Source organism: Modestobacter roseus (assembly GCF_007994135.1).
GTDB lineage: Bacteria > Actinomycetota > Actinomycetes > Mycobacteriales > Geodermatophilaceae > Modestobacter > Modestobacter roseus.
Genome location: NZ_VLKF01000001.1, coordinates 1,069,168 through 1,082,626 on the forward strand (window position 1 = coordinate 1,069,168; position 13,459 = coordinate 1,082,626).

General features: G+C 77.0%; 16 protein-coding genes. 8 read left to right on the forward strand and 8 right to left on the reverse strand.

The genetic code is table 11. The features are described 5' to 3' along the window. Positions 1–56: 56 nt before the first annotated feature. Positions 57–1,991 carry a primosomal protein N' gene (locus JD78_RS05115; RefSeq protein ID WP_228395187.1) on the forward strand — a complete coding sequence of 645 codons (1,935 nt, stop codon included), beginning with the start codon at positions 57–59 and terminating at the stop codon, positions 1,989–1,991. A gap of 9 nt (positions 1,992–2,000) precedes the next feature. On the opposite strand, the gene JD78_RS05120 is transcribed toward JD78_RS05115, so the two are convergent. After that, positions 2,001–2,495, reverse strand: a complete 495-nt coding sequence (locus tag JD78_RS05120; protein ID WP_153360749.1) for a hypothetical protein — start codon at positions 2,493–2,495, stop codon at positions 2,001–2,003. A gap of 76 nt (positions 2,496–2,571) precedes the next feature. Between JD78_RS05120 and def the strand changes: the two genes are divergently transcribed. From def to JD78_RS05135, 3 genes are read left to right on the forward strand one after another with little or no spacing between them, the layout of a single operon-like run. Next, positions 2,572–3,129, forward strand: coding sequence for a peptide deformylase (gene def / locus JD78_RS05125; RefSeq protein WP_153360750.1), 558 nt, complete (start codon positions 2,572–2,574; stop codon positions 3,127–3,129). Between the two features lie 5 nt (positions 3,130–3,134). Beyond that, complete coding sequence (fmt, locus tag JD78_RS05130; RefSeq protein WP_228395191.1) at positions 3,135–4,067, forward strand: methionyl-tRNA formyltransferase; 933 nt, start codon at positions 3,135–3,137, stop codon at positions 4,065–4,067. Then, a complete protein-coding gene (locus tag JD78_RS05135; protein ID WP_153360752.1) occupies positions 4,064–5,494 on the forward strand; it encodes an RsmB/NOP family class I SAM-dependent RNA methyltransferase in 1,431 nt (476 codons plus the stop codon). Before fmt ends, JD78_RS05135 begins: the two co-directional genes overlap by 4 nt. 2 nt (positions 5,495–5,496) lie before the next feature. Here JD78_RS05135 and JD78_RS05140 read toward each other — a convergent pair whose 3' ends face one another. Together JD78_RS05140 and JD78_RS05145 are read right to left on the reverse strand one after the other, a co-directional pair. Then, on the reverse strand, positions 5,497–6,036 hold the full coding sequence (locus JD78_RS05140) for a hypothetical protein (RefSeq protein ID WP_153360753.1): 540 nt from the start codon (positions 6,034–6,036) through the stop codon (positions 5,497–5,499). After that, positions 6,033–6,575 carry a hypothetical protein gene (locus JD78_RS05145; RefSeq protein WP_153360754.1) on the reverse strand — a complete coding sequence of 181 codons (543 nt, stop codon included), beginning with the start codon at positions 6,573–6,575 and terminating at the stop codon, positions 6,033–6,035. The genes JD78_RS05140 and JD78_RS05145 overlap by 4 nt, the downstream gene beginning before the upstream one ends. Before the next feature lie 70 nt (positions 6,576–6,645). On the opposite strand from JD78_RS05145, the gene JD78_RS05150 reads away from it, so the two are divergent. Together JD78_RS05150 and JD78_RS05155 are read left to right on the forward strand one after the other, a co-directional pair. After that, positions 6,646–7,170 carry an N-acetyltransferase gene (locus JD78_RS05150; RefSeq protein WP_153360755.1) on the forward strand — a complete coding sequence of 175 codons (525 nt, stop codon included), beginning with the start codon at positions 6,646–6,648 and terminating at the stop codon, positions 7,168–7,170. A gap of 107 nt (positions 7,171–7,277) precedes the next feature. Further along, positions 7,278–7,757, forward strand: a complete 480-nt coding sequence (locus tag JD78_RS05155) for a hypothetical protein (protein WP_153360756.1) — start codon at positions 7,278–7,280, stop codon at positions 7,755–7,757. Positions 7,758–7,843: 86 nt separating this feature from the next. Here the strand turns inward: JD78_RS05155 and JD78_RS05160 are convergent, their stop codons facing one another. The 5 genes from JD78_RS05160 to JD78_RS05180 all read right to left on the reverse strand — a co-directional run bounded on the left by JD78_RS05160 (position 7,844) and on the right by JD78_RS05180 (position 11,601). After that, entirely contained in the window at positions 7,844–9,322 is a 1,479-nt protein-coding gene (locus JD78_RS05160; protein ID WP_153360757.1) for an aldehyde dehydrogenase family protein, read from the reverse strand. A gap of 50 nt (positions 9,323–9,372) precedes the next feature. Further along, positions 9,373–9,960, reverse strand: a complete 588-nt coding sequence (locus tag JD78_RS05165) for a hypothetical protein (RefSeq protein WP_153360758.1) — start codon at positions 9,958–9,960, stop codon at positions 9,373–9,375. Between the two features lie 46 nt (positions 9,961–10,006). Beyond that, positions 10,007–10,303: a hypothetical protein gene (locus tag JD78_RS05170; protein ID WP_153360759.1), complete on the reverse strand. Its 297-nt coding sequence runs from the start codon at positions 10,301–10,303 to the stop codon at positions 10,007–10,009. A gap of 159 nt (positions 10,304–10,462) precedes the next feature. Then, entirely contained in the window at positions 10,463–11,083 is a 621-nt protein-coding gene (locus JD78_RS05175) for a hypothetical protein (protein ID WP_153360760.1), read from the reverse strand. Then, positions 11,080–11,601, reverse strand: a complete 522-nt coding sequence (locus JD78_RS05180) for a hypothetical protein (RefSeq protein ID WP_153360761.1) — start codon at positions 11,599–11,601, stop codon at positions 11,080–11,082. Before JD78_RS05180 ends, JD78_RS05175 begins: the two co-directional genes overlap by 4 nt. A gap of 136 nt (positions 11,602–11,737) precedes the next feature. Here JD78_RS05180 and rpe point away from each other — a divergent pair, with 136 nt between their 5' ends. Continuing rightward, complete coding sequence (rpe, locus tag JD78_RS05185; RefSeq protein WP_243730979.1) at positions 11,738–12,397, forward strand: ribulose-phosphate 3-epimerase; 660 nt, start codon at positions 11,738–11,740, stop codon at positions 12,395–12,397. A 20-nt stretch (positions 12,398–12,417) separates the two neighbouring features. Further along, positions 12,418–13,458, forward strand: a complete 1,041-nt coding sequence (gene ribD, locus JD78_RS05190; protein ID WP_166520997.1) for a bifunctional diaminohydroxyphosphoribosylaminopyrimidine deaminase/5-amino-6-(5-phosphoribosylamino)uracil reductase RibD — start codon at positions 12,418–12,420, stop codon at positions 13,456–13,458. The last annotated feature ends 1 nt before the right edge of the window (position 13,459 follow it).

Genomic DNA, 13,459 nt, shown 5'->3' on the forward strand with positions numbered 1-13,459 from the left:
CGGCGCTGCCGATCGACGACGACCCGGGCCTCCGCACACAGCGGGTAGCCCGGGTCGTGGTCGATGTGCCGCTGGCGCACCTGGACCGGCCCTTCGACTACGCCGTCCCCGACGAGCTGGCCGAGCAGGTCGTGGCCGGTTGCCGGGTCCGGGTGCGCTTCGCCGGCAAGCTCGCCGACGGCGTCGTGCTGGAGCTGGCCGGCAGCACCGACCACACCGGGAAGCTGGCCCCGCTGGCCAAGGTGGTCTCCGCCGAGCCGGTGCTCACCCCGGAGGTCGCCGAGCTGGCCCGCTCGGTGGCCGACCGCTACGCCGGCACGCTGACCGACGTCCTGCGCCTCGCGCTGCCGCCCCGGCGGGCCGCCCCGGAGAAGCGGCCCCGGCTCGACGCCCCGCCCCCGCCCGAGGCGCCCGACCCGGCCGGGTTCGCGCGCTACCCGACCGGGCCGCAGCTGCTCTCCGCGGTGGCCGACGGAGCGCCGGCCCGGGCGGTGTGGACCGCGCTGCCGGGGGAGGAGTGGCCCACCCGGCTGGCCGAGCTCGCGCAGGCGGCGCTGAGCGGGGGGCGGGGCGCGCTGGTCGTCGTCCCCGACGGCAAGGACCTCGACCGGCTGGCCGCCGCCGCGGAGGTGCTGCTGCCGGCCGGGTCGGTGGCGGTGCTGCGCGCCGACGCCTCACCCGACGTCCGCTACGGCCGGTTCCTGGCCGCCTCGCGGGGCAGCGCGCAGGTGGTGCTCGGCACCCGCGGCGCCGTCCTCGCCCCGGTGCGCGACCTCGGGCTCGTCGTCGTCTGGGACGACGGCGACGACCTGCACGCCGAGCCGCGCGCCCCCTACCTGCACGCCCGCGACGTGCTGGTGCACCGCGCGCACCTGGCCGGCTGCGCGGCGGTCGTCGCCGGCACGGCGCGCACCGCCGAGGGGCAGCTGCTGGTGGAGTCCGGCTGGGCGCACGAGCTGGTCGCCGACCGGGCCACGCTGCGCACCGCCGCCCCGCGCGTGCAGGCCGTGGGCAGCGACTTCGAGCTGGCCCGCGACGCCGCCGCCCGCACCGCCCGGCTGCCCACCCTCGCCTTCGACGTCGCCCGCAAGGCGTTGCAGGCCGGCACCCCGGTGCTGGTGCAGGTGCCCCGCTCGGGCTACGTCCCCTCCCTGGTCTGCGACCGCTGCCGGGCGCCGGCCCGGTGCGCCCACTGCGCCGGTCCGCTCGGCGTGGCGCCGCGCCCCGGTGCCGGTGGGACCCGGATCGCCGCCTGCCGCTGGTGCGCCCGCCCGGCGGCGACCTTCGACTGCCCGCACTGCCACGGCACCAAGCTGCGCGCCGCGGTGATCGGGGAGGCGCGCACCGCCGAGGAGATGGGCCGGGCCTTCCCCGGCGCCGCCGTCCGCGTCTCCGGCCGGGGCTCCGGCGTGCTGGCCACGGTGCCGGGCGGGCCGGCGCTGGTGGTCGCCACCCCGGGCGCGGAGCCGGTGGCCGAGGGCGGCTACGGGGCGGCGCTGCTGCTCGACGCCTGGGCGCTGCTCGGCCGGGCCGACCTGCGGGCGGGGGAGGAGACCCTGCGCCGGTGGATGAACGCCGCCGCGCTGGTGCGGCCCGAGCAACCGGTGGTGGTCGCCGCCGACGCGGGCCACCCGGTGGTGCAGGCGCTGGTCCGGTGGGACCCCGCCGGCCTCGCCGCGCGCGAGCTCGCCGACCGGCGGGAGCTGGGCTTCCCGCCGGTCACCCGGATGGCGTCGCTGTCGGCGTCGCCGGCCGCACTGGCGGAGTTCCTCGACGCGCTGCGGCTCCCCGACCACGCCGACGTGCTCGGCCCGGTGCCGGAGCCGCCCCGGCCGGGGCAGGAGGGTGAGCGCGAGCGCTACCTGGTGCGGGTGCCGCGCGGCGAGGGCACCGGGCTGGCCCGGGCGCTGCGCGAGGTGCAGGGGGTGCGCAGCGCCAAGAAGGCGCCCGAGCACGTGCGCGTGCAGCTGGACCCGCTCGAGCTGGCCTGACGGGTCTCGTCAGTCGGCCGACTGCGTCAGCAGCTCGGCGAGCTCGGCGTCCATCCGCGCGGCGGCGGCGTCCTCCGCGGCTCGCTCGGTGGCCCGCCGCCAGCGCACCGGCAGGGTGCACGCCGAGGTGCCGATGCCGGCCAGGACGCCGAGCAGCAGGTGCGGACGCCGGTGCCCGCGGCGGCGCAGCGCCCGGGCCAGCGGGCGGTGCACGGCGGTGACGCCCAGCCCCCACCCGGTGCTGACCAGACCCTGGTGCCGCAGCACCGCGTGGTCGGCCGGGTCGGTGGGCTCCAGCGGCATGCCCTGGAAGGCCCGCCGCAGCGAGGGCAGGTCCTGGGCCACGGTGTCGGCGGCCACGGCGGCCATCACCGCCAGGTAGACGCGCCACCGGGCGGCGGACCGCGGTGGCAGGTCCAGGGCTGCCTCGGCGCCGCCGACGGCCACGCCGTCGACGACGCTGCTGACGACGGCGTGCACCCGGTGGGCGGCGAGGGAGGCCATGCCCCAGACGGTAGGGCCTGCACCGGAACCAGATGACCCTGCAGGCGCCGCCGCCCCCGCCGCCTACCATCGTCCGGTGAGCGTCACCCCGATCCGGATCATGGGCGACCCGGTGCTGCGCACCCCGGCCGCCCCCGTCGTCGACTTCGACAGGGAGCTCCAGCAGCTCGTCGCCGACCTGACGGACACGATGCACGCGGCCGGCGGCGCCGGCATCGCCGCGCCGCAGATCGGCGTGGGCCTGCGCGTGTTCACCTGGTACGTCGACGGCGAGGTCGGGCACCTGGTCAACCCCGACGTGACACCGGTCGGCGAGGAGACGGAGGAGGACGCCGAGGGCTGCCTGTCCATCCCGGGCTTCCGCTTCGACTGCCGCCGCCACCTCTACGTCGCGGCCACCGGCTGGAACATGCACGGCGACCCGATCCGGGTGGAGGGCTCGCACAAGCTGGCCCGCGCCATCCAGCACGAGACCGACCACCTCGACGGCGTGCTGTTCGTCGACCGGCTCGACACCGAGGCCCGGGAGGCGGCGCTGTCGGTGCTCGCCGACGCCGCCTGGCAGGGCGAGCAGGCCTACCTCCCCAGCGGTGAGCCGGCCCCCACCCCCGTCGTGAAGGTGAGCCCCCACTGAAGCTCCTGTTCGCCGGTACGCCGGCGCCGGCGGTGGTCGCGCTCGACGCCCTGCTGGGCTCCCGGCACGAGGTCGTCGCCGTCCTGACCCGGCCCGACGCCCCCGCCGGCCGGGGCCGCCGGACCAGCCGCTCCCCGGTCGCCGAGCGCGCCGACGCCGCCGGCCTCCCGGTGCTGCAGCCCCGGTCGCCGCGCGAGCCGGAGTTCCTCGACCAGCTCCGCGCCCTCGACGTCGACTGCGCCCCGGTGGTCGCCTACGGCGCGCTCGTGCCACCGGCCGCCCTGACGCAGCCGCGGCACGGCTGGGTCAACCTGCACTTCTCCCTGCTGCCGGCCTGGCGCGGCGCCGCCCCCGTGCAGCACGCGGTCATGGCCGGCGACGAGGTCACCGGTGCGGCGACCTTCCAGCTGGAGGCCGGGCTGGACACCGGCCCGGTCTTCGGCGTCGTCACCGAGCCGATCGGCGCCACCGACACCGCCGGCGACCTGCTGGACCGACTCGCGGTCAGCGGCGCCGGGCTGCTGGTGGCCACCCTCGACGGCATCGCCGACGGGTCGCTGCGCCCGGTGCCGCAGCCGGCCGAGGGGGTCAGCCTGGCCCCGCGGATCGAGACCGCCGACGCCCGCGTCGACTGGACCCTGCCGGCGCACGTCGTCGACCGGCGGGTCCGCGGCGTCACGCCGGCGCCGGGCGCATGGACGACCTGGCGGGGCAACCGGCTGCGGCTGGCCCCGGTCGAGCCGCTGCCCTCGTCGCTGGGCATGGAGCCCGGCGAGGTCTCGGTGGGCCCGACGGGCGTGCTGGTGGGCACCGGCCGCGGCGCCGTCCGGCTGCGCGAGGTGCAGCCCGCGGGCAAGAAGATGATCGCCGCCACCGACTGGGCGCGCGGTGCGCGCCTGGAGCCCGGCGAGCGGCTCGGCGAGCAGGTGGGCGCATGACCGGCCCGGAGCGGCGAGCCGGGCACAAGCGGCGCAACGACCCGGGCCGGGGCAACCAGCGCCCGCAGTCCCGGCGGCACCGGCCCACGCTGGACGGCGCCCGGCTGACCGCCTACGACGTGCTCGACGGCGTCTCCAGCCGCGACGCCTACGCCAACCTGCTGCTGCCCCAGCTGCTGCGCGAGCGGCAGTTGGAGCCCCGGGACGCCGCCTTCGCCACCCAGCTCGCCTACGGCACGCTGCGGGCCACCGGCACCCTGGACGCCGTCCTGGCCACGCTGGTGTCCCGGCCGCTGGCCGAGCTCGACCGCAAGGTGCTGGACCTGCTGCGGCTGGGCGCGTACCAGCTGATCGACCTGCGGGTGCCGGCGCACGCCGCCGTCGACACCACCGTCGCGCTCACCCGGGCCATCGTCGGCACGGGCGCCTCCGGCCTGGTGAACGCGGTGCTGCGCAAGGTCGCCGCCGGCGGTGACCGGGCCGCCTGGGTGGCGGCGCTGCAGCCCGCCGACGACGACGCCCGGCTCGCGCTGAGCACCGACCACCCGCGCTGGATCGTCGAGGCGTGGCGCGATGCGCTCGCCGACGGTGCCTCCGCCGACGATGCCGAGGTCGAGGCCGCGCTGCTGGCCGACGACGCCGCACCCGAGGTGCACCTGGTGGCCCGGCGGATCGACCGCGCGGAGCTGGCCGCCGAGTCCGGTGGCGAGCCTGGGCCGTGGTCTCTGTACGCCGTCCGGCTCGGCTCCGGTGACCCGGGCCGGATCGCCGCGGTCCGCTCCGGCGCCGCCGCGGTGCAGGACGAGGGCAGCCAGCTGGCCGCGCTCGCGCTGACCCGCGCGCCGCTGGACGGTCCCGACGTCCGCTGGCTGGACATGTGCGCCGGCCCGGGCGGCAAGGCGGGGCTGCTGGCCGCCGTCCGGCCCGCCGGGGTGCACCTGACGGCCGCCGACCGCGCCCCGCACCGCGCCGAGCTGGTGCGCAGCGCGCTGGCCGGGGCGGACGACGTGGAGGTCGTCGTCGCCGACGGCACGGCCCCGCCGTGGCCGGAGGGCTCCTTCGACCGGGTGCTGCTGGACGCGCCGTGCACCGGGCTCGGTGCGCTGCGCCGCCGGCCCGAGGTGCGCTGGCGGCGCACCGCGGACGACGTGGCGCCGCTGGCCGAGCTGCAGCGGCAGCTGCTGGACGGCGCGCTGGCCTCGGTACGGCCGGGGGGAGTGGTCGCCTACGTGACCTGTTCGCCGCACACGGCCGAGACGGTCGACGTCGTCGACGCCGCCGCGGCCCGGGACGACGTCGAGGTGCTGCCGGTGGCCCCGCTGTTCGGCGAGGTGCCGGGCATCGAGCGGGGGCGCTACGGGCAGCTGTGGCCGCACCGGCACGGCACCGACGCGATGTTCCTGGCGCTGCTCCGCCGCACCCGCTGACCTCAAGCCGGCGGGTCGGCGAGCCAGCGACGCGCCTCCCGGACCTCCCGCTCCCAGCTGACCAGGTCCCCGGTCAGCTGGGCGGCGAGCAGGCAGGCCAGCACGGACAGGGTGGCCGGCAGCCGGTCGGACGCCGCGCTGACCACCACCACCGCGCCCATGGTGAGGAGGCCGGCCGCCGCGCCGAAGCGGCGCCGGCCGATCCGCTGCTGCCGTTGCCGCGCGCAGCGGGTCACCTCGCCGGCGCGGGCCCAGCCGAGCGGCCGGCCGCGCCGCAGCGAGAGGTCCACGCGCGCCCGTGCGTGGCGGGCGCTGCGGTCGCCCCAGCGCCGGTTCCCGAGCCGGATGAGCACCCCCAGGCCGACCACTGCGCAGGCCAGCGCGGGATCCACCTCCATGGTCAGCAGGACGGCGGCGTACACCACCCCGAAGGCCAGCGCGGCGGCGTCCTCCGTGGCCAGCCGCCGGCGGGCGGAGCGGCGGACCTCGTCCTCGTCCCGGTCGACGGCCGCGACGTCGCGGGCTGCCGGCGGGCCGCTCATGCCGGCGGGTCGGCGACCCAGCGCCGCGCCTCGGCCAGGTTGCGCTCGCCGAGCCACAGCTGGACGACCGCGCCGGCCACCAGTGCGGCACCGAACACCGCCAGGCCCACGGCCGGTGGGTCGCCGAGCAGCGCGACCACGGTGATCGTCGTGCAGACGGCGACGACCAGCCCCCAGCCGATCCGCCGCAGCCGGGCCCGGCGCAGCCGCTGCTCCGCGCGCGCCCGGACCATCCCGGACTGTGCCCATCCGGCGAGCCGCCGGTGGCGCAGCGCGAAGTCGGTGCGGGCGCCGTCGGTGCGGGCTCCCCGGTCGCCCCACCGCCAGGCGGCCGCGCGCACCAGCGCGAAGATCAGGAGCAGCACCCAGGACAGGGCCGCCGGGGCGTCACCGCCGCCGAGGACCAGGAAGGCGTAGCCGGCGGCGTAGGCGAGCAGCACGGCCTCCACGACCAGCCGCCGCCGGCGGTCCCAGGAGCGCAGCTCGGCCTCGCCCTGCCGGATGGCGGCGTCGTCCTCTGCGCTGCGGTCCCTGGGCACCGGCGCACGGTAACGGGTGAGGAGGGAACCCCCTCGTCCGGACGCGGTCGCGCCTCTAGCCTCCGGTCCCGTGCCGTGGCTGCCCGAGGACTTCGCCCACCCCACCCGCGCCGAGCTGCCGACCGGTGAGCACCTGCGGCCGATGAGCGACGCCGACACCGAGATCGACTTCCCGGCGGTGATGGGGTCCCGCGAGCGGTTGTGGACGGTGTACGGCCCCGCGTGGGGCTGGCCGCCGGCGTCGATGACCGTGGCGGAGGACCGCGCCGACCTGGCCCGGCACGCCCGGGAGATCGCCGCCCACGAGAGCTTCCTGTACGGGGTGTTCCCACCGGACGAGGCCGAGCTGCTGGGCTGCGTCTACGTCGACCCGCCGGAGAAGGCCGGCGACGCCGACGCGGAGGTGTCCTGGTGGGTGGTCGACCGGTTGGTCGGCAGCGACACCGAACGGGCGCTGGACGAGTTCGTGCCCGCCTGGCTGGCGACGCACTGGCCGCTGGGCCGGCCACGGTTCGTCGGTCGCGACCTGACCTGGGCCGAGTGGACCGCCCTGCCGGCACGGGACGCTGCGCAGTCCGGCCCGACCAGCGGGTGACCGCCGCCCGGTCGTGGTCGCGGCCCGGTTTGTCGCCCACCCGGCGGGGCAGGTTTCAGGATCACCGCCCCGAGGCCAGGGGGTGGCGAGCGCAGCCGGGGGAACGGGTGGCCGACGGGATCAGCGTGCGGGTGCACCAGCACGGCGACGTGGTGGTGCTGGTGGCGCACGGCGACGTCCGGGACGACCAGGAGTCGCTGCGCCGGTTGGTCGGGGTCGCGCTCATGGCGCTGGACGACCGACCGGCCGTGCTCGACGTCTGCGACCTGTACGTGCACCGGCGGGAGGGCCTGGAGGCGCTGCGCTGGCTCATCCGGCAACGACCGCCCGGCGCCCGCACCGTCGTCCTGGCGCGCACGACCATGCGCCGGCACATGGTGGGGGTCTTCGGCCGCGACGTGGCCTGGTACCCCGCCGAGGTGCAGACGCCCTGGGTCGGGGTGGCCGCCTCGCTGTCGCACCACCGGCGGCACCTGCCGGCCGCGCAGCGGAGCGAGCTGGACCTGGAGCAGCTGGTCCCGCTGCTGTGGGCGGCCGCCGAGCAGCGGGCGACGGCCCGGGTGCGGCCGACCTCCGGGGAGGTCTGAGGCCGACGGTGTGCGGTGGGTGCCCGTTCCCGGCCGGGAACGGGCACCCACCGCACAGTGCTGGTCGGCTCAGGCTGCTGGTCGGCTCAGAAGGGGAACTGGCGCTTGGTGTGCTGGACGCTCACCCAGTGGTCGGTGGTGAACTCCTCGATCGCCCACTCGCCGCCGAAGCGGCCCAGCCCGGACTCCTTCTCCCCACCGAACGCGGTGTTGTTCTCGTCGTTGAGCGGGGAGTCGTTGACGTGGGTCATCCCGGCCTCGACCTGCAGCGCGAAGTTCACCCCGCGCAGCACGTCCTCGGTGAAGACCGCGCTGGACAGGCCGTACTCGGTGTCGTTCGCGATCCGCAGGGCGTCGGCCTCGTCCCGGGCCTTGATGATCGTCGCGACCGGCCCGAAGACCTCCTGCCGGGCGGTGGCGACCTCGTTGCTCCCCAGCAGCACGTGCGGGGGCAGCACCGAGCCGATCGGGCCGGTCGGGTCGCCGCCGAGCACCTGCTCGGCGCCGTCGGAGCGGGCCTCGGCGAGCATCTGCTGGATGCCCTCGAGCTGCTTGCTGTTGATGATCGGGCCGATGATCGTGTCGTCGTCCCGGGGGTCGCCGGCCTTGAGGCCGCGCACCTTGGCGACGAACCGCTCGACGAACTCGTCGTGCACCGAGGCGTCGACGACGATCCGGTTGGTGATCATGCAGACCTGGCCCTGGTGGAAGAACTTGCCCCAGGCCGCGGCGTTCACGGCGTACTCCAGGTCGGCGTCGTCCAGCACGACCAGCGGGCCGTTGCCGCCCAGCTCCAGGGAGAGCTTCTTCAGCCCGGCCTTCTGCGCGATGCCCTTGCCCACCGGGGTCGACCCGGTGAAGGAGACCACCCGCGGCACCGGGTGCTCCACGATCGCGTCACCGATGTCGCGGCCCGCACCGATGAGCACCGACAGCACCCCGTCGGGGAGACCTGCCTCCTCGTAGATCTTGGCCAGCAGCAGGCCGCCGGTCACCGGGGTGTCGCCGGCCGGCTTGAGGACGACGGCGTTGCCGACGGCCAGCGCGGGGGCGACCGAGCGGTTGGACAGGTGCATCGGCACGTTCCACGGGCTGATCACCGCGACGACGCCGACCGGGCGGCGGTAGACCCGGCTCTCCTTGCCCTCGATGTCGGCGGGAAGGATCCGGCCTTCGACCCGGTAGGGGTAGGACGACGCCTCGTGGAAGTCGCGCAGGGTGATCGAGTACTCGAACTCGGCGGCCGGGGCGGCGGCGCCGCTCTCCCGGATGTGCCAGTCGACGATCTCGTCCTTGCGGGCTTCCATGATCCGGGCCGCGCGGCGCATCACGTCGGCGCGCTCGCCGGGCAGCCGCGCGGCCCAGTCGCGCTGCGCTTCCTTCGCCTTCGCGTAGGCCTCGTCGAGGTCCTCGGCGTTGGCCAGCGGGATCTCGGTGAGCGTCTCGCCGGTGTAGGGGTCGGTGTCGGTGGCAGTCTTGCCGGCCCGGCCGGCGCGCCAGGTGCCGGCGATCGGCATCCGGTCGAAGCCGTCGTAGCGGGTGGGTGCTGGGGTGGCCGTCGTCATGGGACGGGGCCGTACCCGGTGGTGTGCAACGGAACCCCGCCGACGAATGCTCAGTAGTAGGGGCTGCTGCCGCCGTCCGCTGCGCCGGCCGCCCGCAGGTTCCGCCGGTGCACGAGCTCCAGGTGGTCGGTCACGGTCGTGCAGATCCAGGCCAGGGACCCGGTCGGCACCAGCTCCGGCGCGAAGACCGCCTCGGGCCACCGACCGCGCGCCCCGCAGGCCGTGGCCAGCACCTCGACCGCCGCCGCGACCTCTCCGGACGGCTGCTCCTCGAGCGCGGTGGGGACGCCGTACCGGGTGCCCAGCAGTCCCCGGCGGGTGCGCCAGCCGCCGAGTGCCACGCAGGCCTCGGCGACCTCGGGCATCGTGACGTCGCCGTGGTCGAGCCACCAGGTCAGCGGGTGCCCGGGCTCGGCCGCCATGCCGGTGAGCAGACGGTCCAGCGGCGGGAAGCCGGTGGGTGCGGGATGCAGGGAGATGCTGTCGGCCGTCTCGACCAGGCGGCCGACGTGCGCGGCGTCGACCAGCAGCGCCCCGCGCGCGGCGGCGTCCCAGATGTCGAACCGCCGCAGGCGGCCGCGCGCGTCGACGCACACCGCCGCGAGCCGTGCCGCGACACCGTCGGTCGGGCCCGCCATCATCACCGTCCAGTTCAGGGACTCTGCGAGGGTGAGCTGCCGTCGGTCAACTGGCGGCCAGCGCGCCGATCACCCCGCTTGCAACGGACAGCGCGATCCCCGCGTACCCGCAGATGAGCCCGGTCAGCGCGAAGCCGGCCCCGCCCGCGCCCTGCGCGGCTCGCGCCCGGCCCTTGTGGCTGAGCACCACGGCGACGATGCCCAGCACGAAGCTGGACAGCAGGTAGAGGAAGGGCACCCAGAAGGTGGCGGCGGCGATGATGCCGCAGATCATCCCGGCGGTGGCCAGGCCGTTCTGCTGCTGGTTGCCCGGGGTCGCGCGGTGCTGGCCGGTCTCTGTCATCACGGGGCTCCTGGTCATCGGTGGCCCTCCGGCGGGGCCTCCGTGATCGTGACGGTCGGTGAGCGGAACGGCCGGGCCAACGGGGCGTTGTCGCCCGATCGGGTGACGGTCCGGTCGACCGGCTGCCGATCGGGTGCCCGCTCCGGTGCAGGCGGCCGGTCAGGAGGCGACGAGGCCGAGCAGGAACGCGGCCACGACGCAGATGGCCCCGGCGGCCACGACCACCGGGAGCACCCGCTGCCACGGCGGGGCGGGCGGCAGGACGCGCGGCGGCCCCGGTGGGTCGGTCAGCCAGCGCCGGGCATCCCGCGCCGACCGCGCGACGGTCACCGCGAGGGCGGCGAAGAGGACCACCAGCGCTGCGACCGCGACACCGGCGAGGACCGCCCGGTCCCACGGCGCCGAATCGACGAAGAGCAGCGGCGCCACGACGAGGAAGGCGGCGACCCAGCGGTGCCCGGCCAGGGACGCGGCCTGGCGGTCGGCGCGTTCGCGCAGCTCCGGCCCGGGGTCGACGTGCGCCCGCAGCGCGTGCTGGATCCGCCGGGCCGCCACCTGGCGGGGTGCCGGCTCGCGCAGCCGGGTGACGCCGGTGCCCAGCAGCGACACCACGGCGACGCACCCGACCAGCCACCAGCCCAGCGGGCCGAGCAGCGCCGGCCAGTTCCCGCCCTGGACCACCACGAGAGCGGCCGCGTACGCGGTGGCCAGCGGCGGCACGGCCCAGGCCTGCCAGGCCGGGGGCCGGTCGGACACCGGCAGGTCGACGGACGGGGTCACGCCTGCTCCGCCCGGACGAACGGCGGGCTGTCGAGCCACTGCGAGGCGCACAGGAGCTGCCGGTGGCCGGCGACCGCCCACGCGGCGGCAACCAGGAGCGGTGTCACCGGTGCGGCCACGAGCGGGTCCTCCCGCAGGACGGCAGCGATGCCGCAGCCCACGGCCAGCCCGGCGAACACGGCGGCCGGCCCCCACAGATCGCTGGCCGGGCGGGCCAGCACGCCGCGGGCCAGCCGGTCGACCGCGTCCAGGTCACCGGGCCCCGGGTCGCGCCGGGAACGCAGGGCGTCGGCCGCCCGGCGCTGCTCGGCGACCTCCGCGGCCGGCGGCAGCCAGCGCCGCCACAGGACCAGGCCGACGCCGACGCACAGCACGGCACCGGTCCAGGAGGTGAACAGCGCGTCGATGCCCCAGGCCGTGGCCAGCAGGCTGAGGACGAGCCCGGCCGAGGGGAGCCCGACACCCACCCGGGGCGCAGCGAGGCGCCGCCGGCTCCGACCGCGAAGATCGTCGATCATGGCGGCAGAGTAGGAGCCCCCGCGCTGAGCTGCACGTTCCCCCGTGCCACCCGCATCGCCCCGAGGGCCACCGCACCGATGCCGGGGCAGTTGGGCCGGGGGCACCTCCGGTCACGGCACTGCCTACCATCGCGGAGTGTCCCGGCAACCGATGATCGCGCCCAGCCTGCTGTCCGCGGACTTCGCCCGCCTGGCCGACGAGGTGCAACGCGTCACCGACGCCGACTGGCTGCACGTCGACGTCATGGACGCCCACTTCGTGCCCAACCTGACCCTGGGCCTGCCGGTCGTGCAGGCCATCCAGGCGGTCAGCCCCGTACCGCTGGACTGCCACCTGATGATCGATGCCCCCGAGCGGTGGGCGCCGGGCTACGCGGAGGCCGGGGCGCGCAACGTCACCGTGCACGCGGAGGCCTGCACCGACCCGCGCGCCGTCGCCCGGGACCTCAAGGCCGCCGGTGCCCTGGCCGGGCTGGCGATCAAGCCCGGCACGCCGCTGGAGGCCTACCTCGACGTGCTCCCGGAGTTCGACACCCTGCTGGTGATGACCGTGGAGCCCGGCTTCGGCGGTCAGTCGTTCATGCCCGAGGTGCTGCCCAAGGTCCGTGAGGCCCGGCGGCTGGTCGAGAGCGGCCACCTGCAGCTGTTCGTCGAGGTGGACGGCGGCATCAACGCCGACACCATCGAGCAGGCCGCCGAGGCCGGCGCCGACGTCTTCGTCGCCGGCTCGGCCGTCTACGGCGCCGACGACCCCGCCCGGGCGATCGCGGCGCTGCGGGCCCTGGCCGCCCGGTGACCCCCGCGGAGCGCGCGGCCATGGCCCGCGCCCGCGAGCTCGGGCTGCGGGTGCTGGGCACCACGAGCCCCAACCCCGCCGTCGGCGCCGTGGTGCTCGACGCGTCCGGGGCCGTGGTGGGGGAGGGTGCGACCTCCCCGCCCGGCGGCCCGCACGCCGAGGTGCACGCCCTGGCCCAGGCCGGGGAGCGGGCGCGGGGCGGCACCGCCGTCGTCACCCTGGAGCCGTGCGCGCACACCGGCCGCACCGGCCCGTGCGCCGATGCGCTGATCGCCGCCGGCGTCGCCCGGGTGGTCGTCGCCGTCCCCGAACCCACTCAGCTCGCCGGCGGCGGCGCCGCGCGGCTGCGCGCCGCCGGGGTGGACGTCGAGCTGGGCGCCGAGCAGGTCGCGGCGGCCGAGGGGGCACTGGCCGGCTGGCTCACCGGCGTGCAGGAGCACCGCCCGTACGTCGTGTGGAAGGTGGCGACGACGCTGGACGGGCGGGTCGCCGCAGCCGACGGCACCAGCCGCTGGATCACCGGCCCGGACGCCCGCGCCGAGGTACACCGGCTGCGCGCCGGCTGCGACGCCGTCGTCGTCGGGTCCGGCACCGCCCTGGCCGACGACCCGCAGCTCACCGTCCGCGACGCCGCGGGCGCCGACGTGCCCCGGCAGCCGCTGCGGGTGGTGCTCGACCGCCGCGGCCGGGTGCCGGCCACCGCCCGGGTGCACGACGGCGCGGCGCCGACGTTCATCAGCGCCGCCGCCACCCCCGCGGCGCTGCTCGCCGAGCTGTTCGACCGCGACGTCCGCCGGGTGCTGCTCGAGGGCGGGCCGACGCTCGCCGCCGCCTTCCTCGCCGCGGGCCTCGTCGACGAGGCCGTGGTGCACCTCGCCCCGCAGCTGCTGGGCGCCGGGGCGGCGATGGTCGGCGACCTGGGAATCCCGACGATGGCCGCAGCGCTGCACCTGCGGGTCGTCGACGTCACCCTCCTGGGCGGGGACGTGCAGCTCCGGCTGCGGCCCGCCCGGCACACTGAGGGGCGGGCACACGACCGTCAGGACGCAGGAGGGAGCTGAG

Coding starts and splice junctions, on each gene's coding strand:
- JD78_RS05170 (WP_153360759.1), bottom strand. CDS start 10,303: ATGACAGAGACCGGCCAGCACCGCGCGACCCCGGGCAACCAGCAGCAG.
- JD78_RS05140 (WP_153360753.1), bottom strand. CDS start 6,036: ATGAGCGGCCCGCCGGCAGCCCGCGACGTCGCGGCCGTCGACCGGGAC.
- JD78_RS05180 (WP_153360761.1), bottom strand. CDS start 11,601: ATGATCGACGATCTTCGCGGTCGGAGCCGGCGGCGCCTCGCTGCGCCC.
- ribD (WP_166520997.1), top strand. CDS start 12,418: ATGGCCCGCGCCCGCGAGCTCGGGCTGCGGGTGCTGGGCACCACGAGC.
- JD78_RS05120 (WP_153360749.1), bottom strand. CDS start 2,495: ATGGCCTCCCTCGCCGCCCACCGGGTGCACGCCGTCGTCAGCAGCGTC.
- JD78_RS05135 (WP_153360752.1), top strand. CDS start 4,064: ATGACCGGCCCGGAGCGGCGAGCCGGGCACAAGCGGCGCAACGACCCG.
- JD78_RS05160 (WP_153360757.1), bottom strand. CDS start 9,322: ATGACGACGGCCACCCCAGCACCCACCCGCTACGACGGCTTCGACCGG.
- JD78_RS05165 (WP_153360758.1), bottom strand. CDS start 9,960: ATGGCGGGCCCGACCGACGGTGTCGCGGCACGGCTCGCGGCGGTGTGC.